Source organism: uncultured Sphingorhabdus sp., assembly GCF_937872355.1.
Taxonomy (GTDB): Bacteria; Pseudomonadota; Alphaproteobacteria; order Sphingomonadales; family Sphingomonadaceae; genus Sphingorhabdus_B.
Map to the genome: position 1 here is coordinate 1 of NZ_CALMSV010000096.1, position 20,774 is coordinate 20,774.

Sequence of the window (20,774 nt, forward strand, 5' to 3'; positions counted from 1 at the left end):
GACTACGCGCTGATGATCGCTGTCATAGCCGCGGTGCGTCGCGAGGTCGAAGGCGACCGACAGGCCCTTCTGTCCTGCCGCAAGGTTGCGACGGTAGAATGCGTTCGATTCCTCTGCGGTCGAGAAGCCCGCATATTGGCGGATGGTCCAGGGACGACCGGCATACATTGATGCGCGGACGCCGCGAGCGAAGGGTGCAAAACCTGGCAGGCCCGGATCGGCCGTCACATCTTCGGCCGTGTAGAGCGGTTTGACATCAATACCTTCAGGCGTGTGCCAGGTCAGGTCCTTGCCTTTGACCTCTTTTGCGGCGGCGGTCTGCCAATCAGATAGGCTGTTCTTACTCATCTCTACACCATTCAAGTTGCGGCGCTGGGCCGGGCGGAAACGCGCGCATGCCATGCGCGCAAGGAAACAAGGTCTTCTGACATGGCTATGCCGATAAACCCGACAAAATCGACCGTGGTCAGAAGCAAAATGTCGGCAATCGTATAATGATCGGCGGCGAGAAACTCGCGGCCATGCAGCGCGCTATCGAAGAAGCGGAGCGCTTCTTCCACGCGCGGCCGGTTGGATTCACCCCATTCGGTGTTTCGACCTGGCAGCCTTGCGGTGAATGGGTGGGTATGCACCCAAACCGCGCCCACCGGAGGCATCAGGATCATTTCGACCCGGCGGCTCCACATTTCGATAAGCGCCTGCTCGCGAGGATCGCGCCCGAACAAGGCAGGTTCCGGATGCAGCCCTTCCAGATAGCGGCAGATGGCGACGCTTTCGGAAATCACCGTGCCGTCGTCCAGTTGCAGCGCAGGGGTTTGCCCGCGCGGGTTCAACGCCAGAAATTCGTCCGACTTATGCTCACGATCAGGAATAGAGAGATCACGCGTCGGTAGCGTGATCCCCTTCTCCGCCGCAAAGATGCGGACCCGGCGCGGATTAGGCGCCGGATTCGGGCTGTTGAAAAATAGCATTACTTGCCCTTGAACTCCGCTTTACGCTTTTGCAGGAAGGCAAGGCCGCCTTCACGCGCATCTTCGCTGGCGCCTGCGACACGCTGTCCCTCAGCCTCTGCGAGCAATACCTGCGACAGATTGCCGTCGAGCGCGGTCTGGATATTGGCCTTCATGGTTGAATAGGAAACGGTCGGCCCTTGCGACAGCCGTGTGGCCAAAGCCAGCGCTTCATCCATCAAAGCTGCATCATCGACAGCCTTGTAGATCAGACCCCAATCTTCAGCCTGCTCTGCACCGATCTTTTCGCCTAGCATCATCATGCGGGTAGCGCGAGCGCGGCCAATCGCGCGCGCGAGCAGCCAGGTAGAGCCACCATCGGGCACAAGACCGATGTTGACGAATGCCTGCAGGAAATAGGCGCTCTTAGCTGCGAGCACGAAATCGCCGGCAAGCGCGATAGAGCACCCAACACCTGCAGCAGCGCCGTTTACGGCTGTGATGACAGGAACCGGGCAGCGCAGGATTTGCGTGATCAACGGGTTATAGTAGTTCTGCAGTGCACGGTGGCTGCCGCCCTTTTGCTGGATGGGACTGACTTCACCTCGCGCGGCAAGGTCGGCACCCGAGCAGAAACCCTTGCCTGCACCGGTGATAAGCACAGCGCGCGCGCCGTCTAGATCGTAAAAGGCAGCGCCCAGTTCTTCTGCAAGCGGGATCGAAGCCGCGTTCAGGCGATCGGGGCGGTTCAGCGTGATAACCAGAACGTCGCCTTTGCGTTCGGTTAGAATGGTTTCGTAAGTCATGATCTCTCCGTTTCCTCTCTCAAATTTCAATGCGCCTCTTTGGGCGTCTCCATAATCTCGGTCAGCACCCCACCCATGTCGCGCGGATGCACAAAGAAGATCAGCGTGCCGTGCGCGCCAATGCGCGGCTCGCCCAGCACGCGCTTGCCCATCGCCTCAAACTCGGCCTTGGCTTTGTGGATATCGGGCACTTCGTAACACATATGATGCTGCCCACCCTGCGGGTTCTTCTCAAGGAAACCCGCGATGCTGGTGTTGCCCGGCAGCGGCTCGATCAGCTCTATCTGCGTGCCATTGAGCGCGCCATCGGCTGCAGGTGTATCGACAAAGCAGACCTTCACGCCCTGATCGGGTAGGTCGAACGGCTCATGGATCTTCGTCGCACCCATGACGTCGCGGTAGAACACGATGCTGTCCGCTATTGAAGGCGTTGCGACGCCGATATGGTTTAGACGGCCCAGTTTCATATGATCCTCATTTCAGTGCAACGAAACCGAGAAGTGTACCCAAAAGCAGACCGCCAGAAATCAGCAGCACGATAAAGGTAATCGACATGTGAAACCAGAACTGCACGGGCTCGTCTTTTCGCTGGGCTGGGTAGCAATATTTACGATTTATCGTTCCGGCTTTTATTCCGCGCCGAAGGTCAGCAATGGCTAACGCCACACCTAGTGCGAACAATATCGATAGATAAACTTGGCTCATAACGGAATGTTATCGTGCTTCTTCCACGGGTTCTCCAACTGCTTGTTGCGCAGTTTGCGGAGGCCCAGCGCGATACGGCGGCGCGTGGAATGCGGGTGGATGACTTCGTCGATAAAGCCCTTGCTCGCGGCAACGAAGGGGTTGGCGAAGCGGTCTTCATATTCCTTGGTGCGCTCGGCAATTTTTTCGGGGTCGCCAATGTCGCTGCGGAAGATGATTTCCACCGCGCCCTTCGCACCCATCACCGCGATTTCGGCGGTGGGCCAGGCATAGTTCAAATCGCCGCGCAGATGCTTTGACGCCATCACGTCGTACGCGCCGCCATAGGCCTTGCGGGTGATAACGGTGATTTTCGGCACAGTCGCCTCGGCATAGGCGAAGAGCAGCTTCGCGCCGTGCTTGATGATGCCATTATATTCCTGCGCGGTGCCGGGCAGAAAGCCGGGCACGTCGACAAAGGTGATGATCGGAATTTCGAATGCATCGCAGAAGCGGACAAAACGCCCTGCCTTACGGCTGCTGTTGATATCGAGCACGCCGGCCAGCACCATCGGCTGGTTGGCAACGATGCCGACGGTGCGGCCTTCGACGCGGCCGAAACCGATCACGATATTGCCCGCATGCCCCGGCTGCACCTCGAAGAATTCGCCTTCGTCGACAACCTTGGCGATCAGTTCCTTCATGTCATAAGGCTGGTTCGCATTGGGCGGGATTAGCGTATCGAGGCTGTTCTCAATGCGATCCCACGGATCGTTGGTCGGCCGCTCGGGAACGCCGCTGCGGTTATTTTCGGGCAGATAGTCGAAGAAATCGCGCACCGCGAGGAGCGCCTCGATGTCATTTTCAAACGCATTGTCGGCGACGCCTGACTTGGTGGTGTGGGTGGTTGCTCCGCCCAGCTCTTCTTGCGTGACAACTTCGTTGGTCACCGTCTTCACCACATCGGGGCCGGTGACGAACATATAGCTGCTGTCTTTGACCATGAAGATGAAGTCGGTCATCGCAGGGCTGTACACCGCACCGCCTGCGCAGGGGCCCATGATCAGGCTGATCTGCGGTATCACACCCGAGGCAAGCGTGTTGCGCTGAAACACCTCGGCATAGCCGCCGAGTGAAGCCACGCCTTCCTGAATGCGCGCACCGCCGCTGTCGTTGAGGCCGATGACGGGAGCGCCGACCTTCATCGCCATATCCATCACCTTGCACATTTTCTGCGCAAAGCGTTCGGACAGCGAACCGCCGAAGACGGTGAAATCCTGACTGAAGACATAGACGAGGCGGCCGTTGATCGTGCCGCTGCCGGTGACCACGCCGTCGCCGGGGATCTTCTGTTCTTCCATGCCGAAATCGGTGCAGTTATGCTCGACATACATGTCGATCTCTTCAAAACTGCCTTCATCGAGCAAAATATCCAACCGCTCCCGTGCAGTCAGGCGGCCCTTGGCATGCTGCGCATCGATGCGCTTCTGCCCCCCACCCAACATGGCTTGCGCGCGACGCTTCTCCATTTCGGCAATATTTGCGGACATATGCTCCCCCGAAAATTCAGCAAAGATGTTGCACAACCCGAATTTGGCGGGCTTGTCCAATGTGAAATTGCAAAGTTGCAAAGTCTTACTTTGCAAAGTAGTAAAGCGCCTGCAATCTGGAGGCCGGCCATGTCTAAGCGCAGGATTTTCGCGGGTGAAAAACTAAAGGCGTTGCGTGCCGAACGCGGTCTTCGACAAGCGGAAATGGCCGAACGGCTCGGCATTTCTGTATCCTACCTCTCGCAGATCGAGCATGATGATCGCCCACTGACCCCTGCCCTGCTCGAAACGCTGGCGCGCAACTTCCCGCTCGACTGGGATGTCGATGAGGACGATGCTGCTACGCGCCGATTTGCAGCATTACGCGAAGCCGCCGCTGACCCGCTGTTTTCCAATCCGCTTTCGCCGGACCAGTTGGCCCGTATCGCTGAGCAGCAGCCCGCATTGGCGGACCAGTTTGTGGTCTTACATCAAGCTTATCTCCACGCAGGGCAGAGGCTTCAAATAGTTGATGAGGCGCTTTCCAGCGACAATGCCGGTGGATCGCGCCTGCCATGGGAAGAAGTGCGCGACTGGTTCCACAATTCGGGCAATTATGTCGACGTCCTCGACCGCGCCGCCGAAGCACTGGGAGACAAGCTTCGTGGCGCGCAGCTGACACCAGCGATCGAAGGTCTCGAACTTTATCTGCGCAACGCTCTGTCGATCTCCTTGCTCTACTCGCACAATGCAGGCCTGCGCGATTTCGACCCGCAAATGGGGCATCTGGTGATTGACCAAAGCCAGCCTGCCGAAAGCCGTCGTTTCCAACTGGCTCACCAATTGGCCGCAATGGCTTTGCGCGACGAAATCAGCCAGGTGGTCGAAGGCGCAAAGCTCCGCACCCCCGCCTCGCGCCAATTGCTCTCCATCGGCCTTGCCAATTATGCCGCAGGGGCGATCCTCATGCCGTATCGCCGCTTCCGTGAAGAGGCGCGCGCTGTGCGGCATGATATTGATCGCTTGTGCCAAGCCTTCAATGTCAGTTTCGAACAGGCCTGCCACCGGCTGTCCACGCTCCAGCGCCCCAATGCGCGTGGCGTGCCCTTCTTTTTCTGCCGCGTCGATATGGCGGGCAATATCACCAAAAGGCACAGTGCCACGCGTCTACAATTCGCGCGTTTTGGCGGCGCCTGTCCTTTGTGGATCGTGCACGAAGCCGTAGCTATTCCCGACCGCATTTTAGTCCAGCTGGCCGAAACACCCGATGGCGTTCGCTATGTCTCAATGGCCAAAGGATTGGTCAAGCCGTCCGGAATTTATGCCCGAGCGCCCCGCCGCTAGGCCGTCGCGCTGGGTTGTGAAACCGACCATGCGCGCGAGTTCATTTATGCGGACGGGCTGGACCTCCCCGGACGCAATGCCACCCAGATCGGCATCAGCTGCCGCCTCTGCCCCCGCCCCGATTGCGATCAACGCGCCTTCCCGCCGAGCGACCGCGAAATCATCGTCGACCCAGACCGCCGCAGCGTTGTGCCTTACCGGATCGGCTAGGTCTTCACCAAACCCAGACGGATCATGTCGCGCGCGGTATCTAGGATGCTCTCCTTGGGGTCGCGTGTCTGCCAGCCCAGCACATCTTTCGCATGCTGCGCCGATGTATCGCGGACATTGTCCAGTTCGCCCACCACCTGACGGATTACCGGGTCAAACAAGGCTGATAGCCGGACAAGGAAATTGGGCAATTTGCGCGAAGGCACTTTCTTGCCGTCTGGCCCCAGCCCTTCTTTGAGGATTTCGCAGATTTCGCGCATCCACAAGATAGGCCCTGCAGCAACAAACCGCTCCCCCGCCATATTCGGGGCAGTCAAGCAACGAACATGCAGGCCGGCCACATCACGCACATCGACTACCGAGAAACCTAAATTGGGAATTCCCGGCAATGAACCGTCGAGCAGCTTTTTGATCGATTCAAGCGATGTCGAAAAGTCTGCGGCCAATAAAGGCCCCAGCACCAGCGACGGGTTGACGGTCACATATTCCATGTCGGGCGCATTCGCCGCAACCCAATCGCGCGCAGCCCTTTCGGCAATCGTCTTGGATTTCACATAGGCATAGGCGTCGGGGCTGTTGACGTTAGTCCAATCAGCCTCGGTAAAATGCTGTTTTGCTTTGCCATGCCCGTAGGCAATCGCCGCGACCGACGACGTCATCACAAAGCGCTTTATCCCCGCTGCATGTGCAAAACGCAGCGCGCGCAATGCCCCTTCGCGCGCGGGAACGATCAGCTCGTCATCGCTCTTTGGCGCATTGGATGGCAGCGGGGAGGCAACATGCGCGACATGGGAACATCCGGCCATAGCTTCGGCCCAACCTTCGTCGCTCATCAGGTCTGCGGCAAAGAACTTAAGCTTGCTGTTATCAACATTCAGCCAGCCCCGCACCTCGGCTTCGCGGCCCAAATTGCGGATGCTGGTGTTGACTGTCCAGCCCTCTGCAATCAGCTGACGGATAAGGAAGCCAGCGATATAACCGCTGCCGCCCGATACAAAAACCTGTCCTGCCATGCCTATTCTCCTCTTGGCGGAGAATTAGCAGTAAGGTTGCAATTCGCAACCAGTCTTATTTCAACAGGACAAGCTCTTCGGCCATGCTGGGATGCAGGGCAACGGTATCGTCAAAGGCCTGTTTGGTAAGGCCTGCCTTCACCGCGATTGCTGCCGCCTGCAGGATTTCGGCACTGTCCGGCCCGATTAAATGCAGCCCAACGACCTTGTCGCTCTCTCCATCGACGATCATCTTGTAGAGCGCACGTTCATTGCGATCAGCGAGGACATTTTTCATCGCGCGGAAATCGCTCTTGTACACCCTGACGTCGCTGAGCTGCGTTCGCGCATCATCTTCGGTCAGACCCACACCAGCGATCGGCGGATTGGAGAACACCGCGGTCGGAATCGCGCCATAATCGATGGTGCGCGGATTGTTTCCGAAAACCGTATCGGCAAAGGCATGGCCTTCGCGGATGGCGACAGGCGTCAACTGAACGCGATTGGTAACGTCGCCGACCGCATAGATGCCAGGAACATTGGTGCGGTTATATTCGTCGACAATCACCGCTCCATCCTTGTCGAGAGCCACGCCGACGCCCTCAAGGCCCAGATCTTTCGTCTTGGGTACGCGTCCGATTGCGAAAAGCACCAGATCAGCTTCAACGTCACTGCCGTCGCCACTCTCAACGAGCAACGAGCCATCTGCTTGTTTGCGGATTGCCGGACATTTGAAGTTGAACCGGATATCGATGCCCTTTTCACGGCTGATGCCGACAAGCTTCTCGACGATTTCCTGATCATAGCTGCGCAGCATCTTGTCGCCGCGCGTTACCAGAGTGACTTCCACGCCAAGTTCATTGAAGATGCCGGCAAATTCATTGGCGATATATCCCGCCCCGGCAATGACCGCGCGCTTGGGCAGTTTATCCAGGTGGAAAACTTCGTTCGAAGTGATGCCATATTCCGCACCCGGTATATCCGGGATCGAGGGCCACGCGCCGGTCGCGATCAGAATATTGGCCGCGCTGACCTCGGTGCCATCCGCCAGGCGGATCAAGTTGGGGCCGGCAATTACCGCGCGCTGGCGGAATATATCCACCTTCGCATTGCCCAGCGTCTGGCCATACAGCCCTTCGAGCCGGTCCACTTCCGACGCGACATTATCGCGCAGGGTTGGCCAATCGAAAGTTGCACCTTTGGTGTTCCAGCCAAAACGCGCAGCATCGGCCAAGTCTTCTGCAAAGTGGGAGCCGTATACGAGCAGTTTCTTGGGAACGCAGCCCCGGATTACGCAAGTTCCGCCGACGCGATACTCCTCCGCCACCGCCACGCGTGCACCATGTGACGAAGCTATGCGTGCTGCGCGGACTCCACCGGAGCCTGCGCCGATCACAAACAGGTCAAAATCAAATGCCATATCTTATTCCTTTGCCCGCCAGATGGCGATGCCTTGGCCGAAATGCCAATCGAAAATGCTGTTCATTGATAAAGCGCAGATTGTTACAAACCGGCGGCGGCAATTAACGCGCTGGTCGAGGGGTCAAAACCCGCTGGTCCATTTTCGGATATTCCGCGGGCGATTTCCTTGCCCAATTCCACCCCGAATTGGTCAAATGGATTGATCCCGAGCAACACAGCATTGGCAAAGGTGCGGTGTTCATAAAAAGCAATTAATGCGCCAACCGCCGACGGCGTGACGTCATCCATCAGTATAGTGGTCGAAGGTCGGTCCCCAACATAATTACGCGCCTGATCCGCACTGGCCCTACCCCGCATCAACGCTGCCCCTTGGGCGAAACAGTTGATGAGTAGCGTTTCGTGATGGGCCGGATCGAAATCATGACCGGGGGTCTTGCTGGCAATGAATTCGACTGGGATGGTGTGTGTCCCTTGATGCAGCAATTGAAACACCGCGTGCTGTGCATCTGTCCCCACCCCGCCCCAGGTCACAGGAGCGCTTACCCGCCCCAAAGGTTGTCCCTCCGCAGTAACTGACTTGCCGTTGGATTCCATCTCAAGCTGCTGCAGATAATCCGGTAACAAGCGCAAGCGCTCGTCATAAGCAAACACCGCACGTGTCTGGCATTTACGGACCTGAGCATAATAAAGATCAACAAAAGCAGCTATCACCGGCGCGTTTGCCGCCAAATGTGCGGTTTTGAAATGGCGATCCATCTCAGCGGCGCCCTCAAGCAATTCCTCAAACGCAGCCCAGCCCAAGGCTGCAGCGACAGGAAAGCCGATGGAGCACCAAAGTGAATATCGTCCGCCCACGCTTTCGGCGAAGGGCAGAATGCGGCTATGGTCGACGCCCCATTCCACTGCTTTCTCGGGCGCCGCCGTTAGCGCAATGACCTGACCATAAGGGTCTTCAACCCCGCCATCGCGCAGCCATTCCAAAGCGCTTTCGGCGTTCATCAGCGTCTCGGTTGTCGTGAAGGTCTTAGAGGCCACAGCAACGAGCGTTGCGGCAGGGTCCATATCCTTGACAGCCTCGGCCAATGCGGTTGCGTCGACGTTTGACACGACTTTGGTGTCGAACCGCAATCCATCGCGACCCAGTGCGTCAATCAACAGTTTCGGGCCAAGAGCGGACCCTCCAATGCCAATATGGAGGATGTGCTTGATGTCGCCAAATGCCCCGGCCTCAATCACTTCGATCAAACCGCGCATCCGGTTTTGCAACGCCTTTGCCTGCGCGACATCGTCCACCGAACCACTACCACGCTCGGCTATATGGGTTGCAGATCGTCCTTCCGTAGGGTTGACGACGGCGCCCGAAAACAGATGATCGCGTGCACCATCGAGATCCATCTTGGCTGCCAGTACAGAAAATGCCGCAATCAAGCCGGCGTCGAGATGCGTCTTGGAAAAATCAAACCGCAAACCCGATTGCGAAATCGTCATTCCATCGACGCGCTGCGTATCCTCATCGAACAAAGCTTCCAGCTTCTTGGCGGGCATGTTTTCGATTGCGGCCCAAATATTGGCAGTCATGGCATTTCCTTGGCAGGGAGAATCTCGGCACTGGCCAATAGCGCGGACGCTCATTAGAAGGCCAGAGCCGTATGGCGCCAAAACCATGAAATCGAATGTCGGGGCATCACAATTGACTGAAACCACCCAAACCGAAACGGCCGGTGTTGAGAAAAACAGCGCTTCCGAATGGCGCGAATATGGATTGTTCCTGCTAAAACTGGCTGCGATCGTATTGATATTCCGCAGTTTCATCTTTGCGCCGTTTAATATTCCTTCGGAATCTATGCACCCACGACTGCTGATAGGTGACTATCTGTTGGTTTCGAAATGGCCCTATGGTATTTCGCGATACAGTTTCCCGCTGTCGCCTCCTTTGTTCGAGGGTCGGATTTTCGGAAGCCTGCCCGAACGCGGCGATGTTGTAGTGGTACGTGCACCGGGAGACGCCAATGTCGACTATATCAAGCGGGTGATCGGCCTGCCGGGCGATGTTGTGCAAATGCGCGCCGGAACGCTGGAAATTAATGGCAAGCCAGTAAAGAAGATCCGCGTCAGCGATTTTGTGACGCCCGTGACGCAGGGGATGCGCGATGCGGCAGCCCTGGAAGGGACTGAATTTCCCTGCTGGAAACCGCAATATGAAGAGCCCGCCAAGGGCGGCGGCACGCAATGCCGTTATCCGCAATTTCGCGAAACATTGCCCGAAGGAAAAAGTTATCTCTCGCTCGACATCGAACCTTATCAAAAAGGCGACGACACCGAAGCCAAGATGGTGCCAGAAGGCCAATTGTTACTGATGGGCGATAATCGCGATCGCAGCGCCGACAGCCGCTATCCGGCAGATGGCGTTTGGATCGGGCTGGTTCCGACCGAAAACCTTGTTGGCCGTGCGCAGTTTGTGGTGTTTTCGACAGACGGTTCAGCTCGTTGGTTGTTACCCTGGACCTGGTTTTCGGCAGCCCGCTGGAACCGCATCGGCGAAGGTTTCTGACCTTGTCCGATCTTACACAATGGCTTGAAGAAGTTATCGGCGTAGCGCCGACCGACCCGAAACTGTTCGAACAAGCCCTGACGCATGGCAGCACCGGCGAAGCGCATTACCAGCGGCTCGAATTTCTGGGCGACCGCGTTCTCGGGTTGGTCGCGGCTTCGATGCTGTTCCAGCGCTTCCCCGAAGAACCGGAAGGGCGGCTTTCGCATCGGCTGAATGCGCTGGTATCAGGAGCCACCTGTGCCGAAGTTGCACGCGAAATCGGCCTGCAGATGCATATGCGGCTCGGCAAGCAAGCGCGCGACGATGGCGCGAAAGAGAGCGATTATGTCCTGGGAGACATGGTCGAAGCGCTGATTGGGGCCATCTATCTAGATCTCGGCCTTGATAAAGCGCGCAGCTTTATCGAACGCTATTGGCGCCCGCTGCTCGAATCCGCAAAGGCGGCACCCAAGCATCCCAAATCTGCGCTGCAGGAATGGTGTGCCGCCAATAACCGCAAGGTTCCGGTTTATGAGGTGACTTCGAAGGAAGGCCCTCCGCATGCAATGCGTTTCGAAGTGACGGTGACGGTAAAAGGCTTCGATCCGGTTTCGGCAACCGCAAACAGCAAACAGGCCGCCGAAACTGCGGCCGCAAAGGCGTTTCTGGAGAAAAACACATGACGAAGCGCTGCGGCCATGTCGCCGTCATCGGCGCGCCCAATGCGGGCAAATCAACGCTTGTGAACGCGCTGGTCGGACAAAAGGTGGCAATTGTCAGCCCCAAGGCGCAGACAACGCGAACCCGCTTGATGGGTATTGCTATCGAGGGTGATGCTCAGATCATACTGGTCGATACCCCTGGCATTTTTGCACCTAACCGACGGCTCGATCGTGCGATGGTGGCTGCAGCATGGGAAGGCGCTTCCGATGCAGATCTGATTTTGGCGGTGGTCGATGGGCGGACCGGAGCTGGCCCCAAGGTTGAAAAGATCATCGAAGGATTGGTCAATCGACCGGAACGCAAATGGCTGATCCTCAACAAGGTCGACATTGCGGCCAAGGAAAAGCTGCTGGCATTGACCGAAAAACTTTTGAATCTGTGTGCGTTCGAGCAAGTCTATTATATCAGCGCCGCGACCTCGGACGGCTTGGCGGAACTGAAAGCCGCGATTGGCGCGGCGATGCCGGAAAGCGAATGGCACTTCCCTGAAGACCAGGTTTCCGATGCGTCTGAACGCATGGCCGCGGCTGAAATCACCCGCGAGCAGCTTTACCTGCAATTGCATGACGAACTGCCTTATGCGAGCACCGTTGAAACCGAAAAATATTCGGAAAGGCCTGACGGCAGTGTCGAGATTTATCAGCAGATCTTCGTCGAACGCGAAAGTCAGCGCGCGATTGTTCTCGGCAAGGGCGGCAGCCGGATCAAGGCGATTGGCGCCGCCGCGCGTAAGGAGATTTCCGACCTGATGGGTGTCCCCGTCCATCTTTACCTCCACATAAAAGTGAAGGCCGGGTGGGACGAGGATCGCTCGGTTTACCGCGACATGGGGCTGGACTGGGTGGAATAGCCCCGCGACGCCCTGGCACAGGCCGGGGCAGAAGCGGGCTTACTTGGCTTTCTTTTTAGGTGCAGCCTTTTTGGCAGGGGCTTTCTTTGCGGGCGCCTTCTTCTTCGCCTTGCCCTTCGCTGGTCCCTTGGCCGCACGTTCGTCAATCAACTGCGCGGCTTCCTCCAGCGTTAGCTGGTCGGGCGCAATTGTCTTTGGCAGCGTCGCATTGGTCGTACCGTCGGTGACATAATTGCCGTAACGGCCTTCCATCAGCTTGATTTCGGCTTCCGTACGCGGGTGATTTCCCAATATTTTCAGAGGTTCGCGCGAACCACCGTTACGCGACCGGCCATTGCCATTTGCCGCTTCGGCAAGCTTGACGACGGCTGCATTCATACCGGTTTCGAAGACTTCGGCAGTTGACTGCAAACGGGCATATTTGCCCTGATGCGCGAGATAGGGGCCGTAGCGTCCAATGCTGGCGGTAACAGGTTCCCCGCTTTCGGGATGCGTGCCTATGGTGCGCGGAAGCGACAGCAGTTTGACCGCCCAATCGAGCCCGAAATCTTCAGAAGGAATATCCTTGGGGATAGACGCGCGCGCCGATTCCTTCCCCTCACCCATTTCGACATAGGGGCCGAAGCGTCCGGACTTTTTACTGATCTCCAGCCCGGTTTCCGGATGTTTTCCAAGCACTTCAGGTCCATCTGACGTCATGCCGTCAGCACCCCCGGGTTGCGCGAATTTGCGAGTGAATTTGCACTCGGGATAATTTGAGCAGGCGACAAAGGCGCCAAATCGTCCGCCGCGCAGTGCCAGCTTTCCGTCGCCGCATTTGGGGCAGATGCGCGGGTCAGTGCCGTCCTCGCGCTCGGGGAAGAGATAGGGGGCCAGGAATTTGTCGAGTTCAGCTGTGATGTCCGAAGGCTTCTGCTCCATCACTTCGGCGGTTTTCGGCTTGAAATCGCGCCAGAAGGCCTCAAGTACACGTTGCCAATTGGCATCACCCGCGCTGATCTCGTCAAGCTGGTCTTCAAGACCTGCCGTGAAATCATAGGCGACGTAACGCTCGAAGAACCGTTCGAGAAATGCTGTTAAAAGTCGCCCCGACTCCTCTGCAAAGAAACGATTTTTTTCAACGCGAACATAGGATCGATCTTTCAGGACCTGAATGGTCGAGGCGTAGGTCGATGGGCGACCAATCCCCAATTCTTCCAACCGTTTGACGAGACTTGCTTCCGAATAGCGCGGTGGCGGCTGGGTGAAATGCTGGGTCTTTTCGACCGACTTCTTCGCTGGCACATCACCTTTTTCGAGAGCAGGCAGCAATGCACCATTTTCGTCGTCCTTGTCGTCGATACCTTCCTCGTAAAGTGCCAAGAAACCGGGGAATTTCACGACCTGACCGGTAGCACGCAACCCGATCTGGCCCGTACCATCAAGCATATCGACCGTGGTACGCTCCATCCGAGCCGACGCCATCTGACTCGCGAGCGCGCGCTTATAAATCAGGTCATACAGCTTGGCATGATCGCCTGATCCCACCTTCTCCTTACCAAAATCGGTGGGGCGAATGGCTTCGTGCGCTTCCTGTGCGTTCTTGGCCTTGGTCTGGTAAACCCGCGGCTTATCCGGCAGATATCCCGCATCATAGCGGTTGGCGATAGCGCCGCGCGCGGCCGAAATCGCGCTATGATCCATCTGCACGCCGTCGGTACGCATATAGGTGATTGCGCCATCTTCGTAGAGATTTTGCGCGATCCGCATTGTGTGGCTGGCCGAAAAGCCCAGCTTTCTCGCAGCTTCCTGCTGCAAGGTCGAGGTAGTGAATGGCGGCTGCGGATTGCGCGTAACAGGCTTGGTTTCGACGCTGTCGACGCTGAAATGGCCAGCCTCGACCGCAGCACGCGCTTCCTCGGCGCTGCCTTCCATGCCGAGCGCCATTTTGTCGAGCTTTTCGCCTTTGTAGCGAACGAGGCGGGCGTCGAAACCCTGCCCCTTATGTTCCATCTTGGCGGTGACCGACCAATATTCTTGGGCGCGAAACGCTTCAATCTCGCGGTCACGTTCGACAATCAGGCGCAACGCCACCGATTGCACACGCCCTGCCGATTTCGCACCTGGCAGCTTGCGCCACAGCACCGGGGACAGCGTGAAGCCAACCAGATAGTCGAGCGCGCGGCGAGCCCGATAAGCGTCGATCAGATCATGGTCGAGTTCGCGCGGGTGCGCCATCGCCTCGGTTACCGCCGATTTGGTAATTGCGTTAAAGGTCACCCGCGAAACATTTTTGGGCAGCGCTTTCTTCTTTTCAAGCACCTCCTGAACATGCCAGCTGATCGCCTCGCCTTCGCGATCAGGGTCAGTCGCGAGGATGAGACCGTCAGCTTTTTTAGCTTCGTCGGCAATCGCCTTCAGCTGCTTGGCCTTGTCCGGGTAATTGTCCCAAAGCATAGCGAAGCCATTTTCGGGGTCGACCGATCCGTCCTTAGGCGGCAGGTCGCGGACATGGCCGTAGGATGCGAGAACCTTATATCCGGCCCCCAGATACTTCTCGATGGTCTTGGCTTTGGCGGGTGATTCGACGACAACTAACTTCATGGATTTATGATCTTTTCTCACACTCTCACGTACGCGCATAGATTGGCGGGGGGATTTTAGGGTCGTCAAGCTGCAAAAATCAGGCGGTCAGACGCACCCTTGCTCCGGCCCCGCGTTCGAGCCGGCCAGCCAGTTCAAGTTCGAGTAATACCATCTGAACCTGCGCCGATGGCATGCCGGACAGACGCACCAGTTCGTCTACTGCCGCGAAATTGGGACTGAGCAATTCGAAAATGGCATTGCGTTCGCCATCGCCAGCCTCTGCGATGAAATCGAATTGCGGCTGTGTCGATGGCTTGGATCGCACGCGCTGATCGAGCGGTGCGATCAGTTCTGCAATCTCGCTTGCATCCTGCACCAGCGTGGCACCGTCGCGGATAAGCTGGTTGCAGCCGCGCGAACGCGGGTCGAGTGGTGAGCCTGGAATAGCCATCACTTCCCTGCCCGCCTCACCTGCCAGCCTGGCCGTAATCAGCGAGCCTGATTTGGGAATTGCCTCAACCACCACAGTGCCTGCTGACAGTCCTGCGATGATACGGTTGCGATAGGGGAAGTGGCGCGCTCTGGGTTCTGTGCCCGGAGGCATTTCGGCGAGAAGAAGTCCCTCGGCAGCAACCCGTTCCTGCAACTCGGCATGCTCGGGCGGATACACGATGTCTATTCCGCCCGCGATAACAGCGATGGTCCCGGTTGCGAGAGCCCCCTGATGCGCTGCGGCATCGATCCCACGCGCCAAACCCGACGTCACGACAATGTCCCGCTGCCCTAACTCTTGCGCGATATTGCGCGCCATCCGGCAACCCGCAGCCGATGCATTGCGCGCACCGACCATCGCTACATTGATCTGGGAGGCAAGCGAAATGTTGCCCTTGTAGGTCAAAACCGGCGGTGCATTTTCCAATTCGCCGAGCAACGCGGGATAATCAGGATCGTCGATAAACAGATAATGCCCGCCTAACTGGCGCAGATGCTCGATTTCTCGATGGATTAGTTCGGGCCCTGCTGCTGTAAGCTTGCGACCACCTACACGAGCGGCGAGATCAGGCAGCGCTTCGAGCGCCTTACTTGCCGTCCCGAACCGCGCAATCAGCTGACGATAACTGATTGGTCCGACATTGGGCGAACGGATCAATCTCAGCCGGTCGAATATGTCGCTGTCGTCAACCGCCATTGCGGATTATTTCTGCCCGATGCGCGGTTCCATTCCCGCCATTAACCGTTGGATATTCTCCCGGTGCTTCCAGAAAATGATCAGGCTGCAAGCCACCAACGGAATGATAATTTCTACCAGCCCCAAAAATGCAGCAGCCAATGGCGCGACTGCCGCAGCGACAAGCCCGCCCAATGAGGAAATCCGCGAAGCGAGCAATACGCCTATCCACGCCACGCCATAAATGAGCCCCAATGGCCAATGCAGTCCAAAGAGGATCCCGGCATAGGTTGCAACGCCCTTGCCGCCCTTGAAACCCAGCCAAATCGGATACAGGTGTCCGAAAAAGGCGGCGACGGCAGCTATCACTTCACATCCGGGCAACAATTGCCGCGCGAGCAGAACTGCCGCGACTCCTTTCAGCAGATCAAGGAGCAGCGTGAGTGCCGCCAGCCCTTTGCGCCCGGTACGCAACACGTTGGTCGCACCGATATTGCCCGAGCCGATTTCGCGAATATCGCCTGCACCGCCAAATCGAGCCAGCAGCAAGCCAAAGGGTATCGACCCCAGCAAGTAGCCCAGCAAGGCTGCGCTTCCGATTTCCATCCAGCCTGTTGGCATGTCCGACTCCCTCTGTTGCCCAATGGTTATCGCCATACGGGGACACACTCAAGGCCGGTTGCCTCTGCTTCGACCCTTGTCTATCTGCGCGGCATGATTTCTCCCGACGCCCCGATACTGGTCTTTGATTCCGGCATAGGCGGACTGTCGGTTCTGGAGAAAATCCGCAAAACCCTGCCACAGGCGCCAATCGTCTATTCGGCGGACTATGCAGGGCTGCCTTATGGTGAAAAAAGCGAGATAGAGGTGGCAACGCGTGTTTGCGCGTTTCTTGGTCGCCTTTCGGAACGATATCGCCCCAGACTGGTGGTTATCGCCTGCAATACCGCTTCGACTATAGCATTGGCGCATGCACGGGCGGTGCTGGGTGTTCCGATTGTCGGCACCGTTCCAGCGATTAAACCGGCTGCCGAACAGACGCAAAGCGGTATAATCGGCCTGCTCGGCACGAAAGCAACCATCCGGCAAGCCTATGTCGACAAGCTTGAGGCCGAATATGCCGGGGGCAAAACTTTGCTGCGCCATGCCGCGCCGGAACTTGTCGCCGCAGCCGAGGCCAAATTGCGCGGAGAAACACCTGATCCAGCGATTTTCGCTGCTGCAATTGCGGGGCTTGCCGATCAGCCGCAGGGAAGCAAGATCGACCAAATCATTTTGGGCTGTACCCACTTTCCGCTGGTACAGGAAGAGTTGGCCATGGCATCCAGAGAGGCGGGACTTGACGCAAATATGGGCTTTGTCGACGGTTCGGACGGGATTGCGCGCCGGGTTTCTTTTTTGACTGATGGACAGTTATGGCCGGATAGTCCGGCTGAAGGGATATTCATCTCAACCGGGCCGGTCGAGCAGATCGAGACCTATCGTCCAGCGCTGGAACGGTACAATTTGACCCAGATCATGTCACTCTAATCGGATTATTGCGAATAGTTCGCGCTGGATTTCCGTTTTGACCCGCATTATTGGGCGGGCAACCAACAGGGCTTAGCTTGCCATGAACTACGACGAAATTTTCGACAAGGCTATCGATCGGCTTCACGCAGAGGGCCGCTACCGTGTTTTTATCGATATCCTGCGCAACAAAGGTAAATTCCCCAATGCGCGCTGCTTTGCCGGCCATAATGGCCCTAAGCCGATCACCGTCTGGTGTTCGAACGACTATCTTTGCATGGGCCAGCATCCCAAGGTGATCGCGGCGATGGAAGAGGCGCTGCACGATGTCGGCGCGGGTTCGGGCGGCACGCGCAATATCGGTGGCAACACGCACTACCATGTCGAACTTGAGGCTGAACTCGCCGATTTGCATGGCAAGGGCGCGGCTCTACTCTTCACCTCGGGCTATGTCTCGAACGAAGCGACGCTGGCGACGCTCGCCAAGATTTTGCCGGGATGCATCATCTATTCCGACGAACTCAACCACGCGTCGATGATTGCCGGCATCCGCAATTCGGGCTGCGAAAAGCGCGTCTGGCGGCACAATGATCTGGCGCATCTCGAAGAGCTACTTGCCAATGACGATCCGGCACTGCCCAAGCTGATCGCCTTTGAAAGCGTCTATTCGATGGACGGCGATATCGCACCGATTGCGGCAATCTGCGATCTGGCCGACAAATATAACGCCATCACCTATTGCGACGAAGTGCATGCTGTCGGCATGTATGGCGATCATGGCGGCGGCATTACCGAGCGCGACGAGGTTGCCGACCGGGTTACGATCATCGAAGGCACGCTGGGCAAAGCTTTTGGCGTGATGGGCGGATATATCGCGGCCGACCAGAAGATTGTCGACGTGATCCGCAGCTATGCCCCAGGCTTCATTTTCACCACTAGCCTTTCGCCCGTGCTGGTTGCCGGTGTTTTGGCATCAGTGAAGCACCTCAAGCAGTCGGGCGAAGAGCGCGCCGCACAGCAAGCCAATGCCGCCCGCCTCAAGCAATTGTTCGCCGAAGCCGGGCTGCCGGTGATGCAAAGTGTGACCCACATCGTGCCGCTGATGGTGGGCGATCCGGTCAAGGCCAAGAAGATCAGCGACACCTTGCTCGCCGAATATGGCGCCTATGTTCAGCCAATCAATTTCCCCACAGTTCCGCGCGGAACCGAGCGCCTGCGCTTCACCCCCGGCCCGCAACATACCGAAGAAATGATGCAGGAACTGACCCAGGCTCTCGTTGAAATCTGGGATCGGATGGAACTGAAATTCGCTGAAGCTGCTTGACCGACCAGTCCGCCGCTCCTAGATAAGTTTCAAATTGCAACTAGGGGCGGATGCATGAACATAGCTGATTTCACACTAACATCTTTTGACCAGATGCTCGGCACTTTCGACCATCTGTTGGCGAAGGCCGAGGCCGATCCACGTGGCGAAGCTTTGATAGCTGAGAAGCTTGCTGACGATATGTATCCTTTGGCGACCCAGGTTAGATTTACTACACACCAGGTCGTAAATACGCTCAACCGATTGACCGGAACATCGATTGCCACGCAGGACAGCGATCATACTAGCTTAGCTGAAGCACGGGCGCACATCGCCGAAACACGCGAATTGATCAAAAATGCACACGGCAAAGGATTTGTTGCTGACGACTCGCCCGTTTCCTTTGACCTCCCCAACGGTATGGCATTCGAAATGTCGGCGGCCGAATATGTCCGCGACTGGTCGCTACCCCAATTCTATTTCCACCTCATGGCCGCCTATTCAATCCTGCGCAAAGCCGGAATCCCGCTCGGGAAGGCTGACTATGTTGGTTATGTGGCCCGCCACGCCAAAGTGTCGGCCTAAGGGTCAGGCAGGCGGCCGCATCATTCCCCAGAAATGCGGCCCGCCCTTCGGCACGTCCCATTCGCATTGAATGACGAAACCAAGCCGCTGGTAAAGCGGCACATTTTCCGGTGTGGCGGTTTCGAGCCAACTGGGTAGCCCTCCAGCATCTGCACGAGCTAGGCCCTCGCGGATAATCCGTCCACCCCATCCTTTGCCTTGATGGCCGGGTCTAACCCCTACAAAATGCAGGTACCAAAAATCGCCTTTAGGCCGGTTCTTGTCGATGCCCTCAACAACACGCATCGCCCGGGGAAGCGCAAATCCAAAGATCCGCAGCATGGGCAGCAATTGCGCAATCAATGGTTCATCATCACTATCGGCCTTGCCTGGCGCACGCCATAAAGCCGCCGCTTCATTTCCCGATGACCGAACCACACGGCCAACCGTCGCGTCATCTTCGATGATCAGGTCGAAAAGTCGGTTCAGTCGGCGGGGTCGTGATAGTTCATCCTGCAAAATGTAAGACAGTGCAGGGTCAGTGTGAAAAGCTTGCGTTAACGTCTCGGCAACTTGGGCATGGTCGCGACTTTCAGCATCGATAATTTCTATCACCGAACGTCTCCCGCCATTTTTCGATAGGTTTCCCAATCCACATTGCCGCCAGACAGGGTGACCACCGGCGTTGCAATCGGGACAACTTTTCCTGAAAGGACAGCGGCCAGGGCAGCTGCGCCCCCCGGTTCGACCACTAGGTGCAGTTTTTCGAACGCCACCCGCATCGCCGCAGCAATTTCAGCCGGGGTTACAACCGCACTGCTGTGCACCCGTTGGCTTAAAACATCGAAATTGATCGGAAAGGTGCGCGGCGTTTGCAGCGCGTCGCATGGCGTCGCGAAGCTTTGATCTTCCACTGTTACTATCTCACCGGCGGCGAGCGACCTGATGACATCATCCCACCCCTCAGGTTCGGCAATCGACAAGGCAGCATCGGGGCATGCCAATGCAAGCCCGCCAGATAGCCCGCCGCCACCGCAACAGGCGATGATGTGCAACGGCCCCTCTACCCCGCGCACCTTCAATTGCGCCTCTGCCTCAAGCCCCAAAGTGCCCTGCCCCTCCATCACCCAAGGATCGCCAAAGGGATGCACCAAGGTGGCGCCGGTGCGCGCAATCAATTCAGCTGCAATCGCATCACGATCCTGCCCCGGGCGCTGGTAGAGAATGACTTCGGCTCCATAGCCGCGCGTGGCTTCAATCTTCGCTTTCGGCGCGTTCTTCGGCATGATGATCGTTGCGGATATACCAAGCCGCTTCGCCGCCCAGGCGACGCCTTGGGCATGGTTGCCACTGGAAACCGCAACCACACCGCGGGCACGCTCCTCTTCGGTCAAATCCGAAAGTCGGTGCCAAGCGCCCCTGATCTTGAATGCACCGATGGGCTGCAGCATCTCCGCCTTGCACCAAATAGTCTGACCATCCACTTCCAACGGCAATAGCGGCGTAGGCGGCAGGATTTGGGCAATTTTCATCATCGCCCGCTGCACGCCTTCATGGCTTGGCTTACGTTTCGGGTCGCGCAATTCTTGTTCTGTCATCAAAGCCCTCTATATGCCTTCGCC

Annotated in this window: 20 protein-coding genes and 1 pseudogene; 7 read left to right on the forward strand and 14 right to left on the reverse strand. The window is 57.4% G+C overall.

Going from position 1 to position 20,774, the window contains the following annotated elements:
- The 6 genes from Q0239_RS05305 to Q0239_RS05330 form a co-directional block, all read right to left on the reverse strand.
- The coding region (locus Q0239_RS05305; protein WP_298599492.1) for a methylmalonyl-CoA mutase family protein at positions 1–348 on the reverse strand (348 nt) is incomplete at its 3' end.
- An 11-nt stretch (positions 349–359) separates the two neighbouring features.
- Complete coding sequence (locus Q0239_RS05310) at positions 360–971, reverse strand: glutathione S-transferase family protein (RefSeq protein ID WP_298599495.1); 612 nt, start codon at positions 969–971, stop codon at positions 360–362.
- Complete coding sequence (locus Q0239_RS05315; RefSeq protein WP_298599498.1) at positions 971–1,756, reverse strand: enoyl-CoA hydratase-related protein; 786 nt, start codon at positions 1,754–1,756, stop codon at positions 971–973. Before Q0239_RS05315 ends, Q0239_RS05310 begins: the two co-directional genes overlap by 1 nt.
- 26 nt (positions 1,757–1,782) lie before the next feature.
- Positions 1,783–2,223 (reverse strand): methylmalonyl-CoA epimerase, encoded by a 441-nt coding sequence (gene mce, locus Q0239_RS05320; protein ID WP_298599500.1) that lies wholly within the window; start codon positions 2,221–2,223, stop codon positions 1,783–1,785.
- 7 nt (positions 2,224–2,230) lie between these two features.
- The gene (locus Q0239_RS05325; protein ID WP_298599503.1) at positions 2,231–2,461 is read right to left on the reverse strand and encodes a hypothetical protein; all 231 of its coding nucleotides are present in this window, start codon (positions 2,459–2,461) and stop codon (positions 2,231–2,233) included.
- On the reverse strand, positions 2,458–3,990 hold the full coding sequence (locus tag Q0239_RS05330) for an acyl-CoA carboxylase subunit beta (protein WP_298599712.1): 1,533 nt from the start codon (positions 3,988–3,990) through the stop codon (positions 2,458–2,460). The genes Q0239_RS05325 and Q0239_RS05330 overlap by 4 nt, the downstream gene beginning before the upstream one ends.
- A 129-nt stretch (positions 3,991–4,119) precedes the next feature.
- Between Q0239_RS05330 and Q0239_RS05335 the strand changes: the two are divergent.
- Positions 4,120–5,523 (forward strand): annotated as a pseudogene (locus Q0239_RS05335) (short-chain fatty acyl-CoA regulator family protein).
- Here Q0239_RS05335 and Q0239_RS05340 read toward each other — a convergent pair.
- The 3 genes from Q0239_RS05340 to pgi all read right to left on the reverse strand — a co-directional run bounded on the left by Q0239_RS05340 (position 5,520) and on the right by pgi (position 9,515).
- On the reverse strand, positions 5,520–6,536 hold the full coding sequence (locus Q0239_RS05340) for an NAD-dependent epimerase/dehydratase family protein (RefSeq protein ID WP_298599505.1): 1,017 nt from the start codon (positions 6,534–6,536) through the stop codon (positions 5,520–5,522). The pseudogene Q0239_RS05335 and the gene Q0239_RS05340 overlap by 4 nt on opposite strands.
- A gap of 55 nt (positions 6,537–6,591) precedes the next feature.
- The gene (gorA, locus tag Q0239_RS05345) at positions 6,592–7,935 is read right to left on the reverse strand and encodes a glutathione-disulfide reductase (RefSeq protein ID WP_298599508.1); all 1,344 of its coding nucleotides are present in this window, start codon (positions 7,933–7,935) and stop codon (positions 6,592–6,594) included.
- Positions 7,936–8,018: 83 nt separating this feature from the next.
- Positions 8,019–9,515: a glucose-6-phosphate isomerase gene (pgi, locus tag Q0239_RS05350; protein ID WP_298599511.1), complete on the reverse strand. Its 1,497-nt coding sequence runs from the start codon at positions 9,513–9,515 to the stop codon at positions 8,019–8,021.
- An 85-nt stretch (positions 9,516–9,600) separates the two neighbouring features.
- On the opposite strand from pgi, the gene lepB reads away from it, so the two are divergent.
- The 3 genes from lepB to era are packed head-to-tail and all read left to right on the forward strand — an operon-like array spanning position 9,601 to position 12,043.
- Positions 9,601–10,488: a signal peptidase I gene (gene lepB / locus Q0239_RS05355; protein WP_298599514.1), complete on the forward strand. Its 888-nt coding sequence runs from the start codon at positions 9,601–9,603 to the stop codon at positions 10,486–10,488.
- The gene (rnc, locus tag Q0239_RS05360; RefSeq protein WP_298599715.1) at positions 10,485–11,153 is read left to right on the forward strand and encodes a ribonuclease III; all 669 of its coding nucleotides are present in this window, start codon (positions 10,485–10,487) and stop codon (positions 11,151–11,153) included. Before lepB ends, rnc begins: the two co-directional genes overlap by 4 nt.
- Positions 11,150–12,043, forward strand: a complete 894-nt coding sequence (gene era, locus Q0239_RS05365; protein ID WP_298599517.1) for a GTPase Era — start codon at positions 11,150–11,152, stop codon at positions 12,041–12,043. The genes rnc and era overlap by 4 nt, the downstream gene beginning before the upstream one ends.
- 39 nt (positions 12,044–12,082) lie before the next feature.
- On the opposite strand, the gene topA is transcribed toward era, so the two are convergent.
- From topA to plsY, 3 genes are all read right to left on the reverse strand, one after another.
- Entirely contained in the window at positions 12,083–14,626 is a 2,544-nt protein-coding gene (gene topA, locus Q0239_RS05370; RefSeq protein WP_298599520.1) for a type I DNA topoisomerase, read from the reverse strand.
- Between the two features lie 79 nt (positions 14,627–14,705).
- Positions 14,706–15,797 (reverse strand): DNA-processing protein DprA, encoded by a 1,092-nt coding sequence (gene dprA, locus Q0239_RS05375; RefSeq protein WP_298599523.1) that lies wholly within the window; start codon positions 15,795–15,797, stop codon positions 14,706–14,708.
- Positions 15,798–15,803: 6 nt separating this feature from the next.
- A complete protein-coding gene (plsY, locus tag Q0239_RS05380) occupies positions 15,804–16,397 on the reverse strand; it encodes a glycerol-3-phosphate 1-O-acyltransferase PlsY (RefSeq protein ID WP_298599526.1) in 594 nt (197 codons plus the stop codon).
- Positions 16,398–16,490: 93 nt separating this feature from the next.
- On the opposite strand from plsY, the gene murI reads away from it, so the two are divergent.
- The 3 genes from murI to Q0239_RS05395 all read left to right on the forward strand — a co-directional run bounded on the left by murI (position 16,491) and on the right by Q0239_RS05395 (position 19,173).
- Complete coding sequence (murI, locus tag Q0239_RS05385) at positions 16,491–17,306, forward strand: glutamate racemase (RefSeq protein ID WP_298599529.1); 816 nt, start codon at positions 16,491–16,493, stop codon at positions 17,304–17,306.
- Between the two features lie 82 nt (positions 17,307–17,388).
- Positions 17,389–18,609, forward strand: coding sequence for a 5-aminolevulinate synthase (gene hemA, locus Q0239_RS05390; protein ID WP_298599532.1), 1,221 nt, complete (start codon positions 17,389–17,391; stop codon positions 18,607–18,609).
- A 54-nt stretch (positions 18,610–18,663) separates the two neighbouring features.
- Positions 18,664–19,173 carry a DUF1993 domain-containing protein gene (locus tag Q0239_RS05395; RefSeq protein WP_298599535.1) on the forward strand — a complete coding sequence of 170 codons (510 nt, stop codon included), beginning with the start codon at positions 18,664–18,666 and terminating at the stop codon, positions 19,171–19,173.
- A 3-nt stretch (positions 19,174–19,176) separates the two neighbouring features.
- On the opposite strand, the gene Q0239_RS05400 is transcribed toward Q0239_RS05395, so the two are convergent.
- The gene (locus Q0239_RS05400) at positions 19,177–19,767 is read right to left on the reverse strand and encodes a GNAT family N-acetyltransferase (protein WP_298599538.1); all 591 of its coding nucleotides are present in this window, start codon (positions 19,765–19,767) and stop codon (positions 19,177–19,179) included.
- Positions 19,764–20,750: a threonine/serine dehydratase gene (locus tag Q0239_RS05405; protein WP_298599542.1), complete on the reverse strand. Its 987-nt coding sequence runs from the start codon at positions 20,748–20,750 to the stop codon at positions 19,764–19,766. Before Q0239_RS05405 ends, Q0239_RS05400 begins: the two co-directional genes overlap by 4 nt.
- Positions 20,751–20,774: the final 24 nt, after the last annotated feature.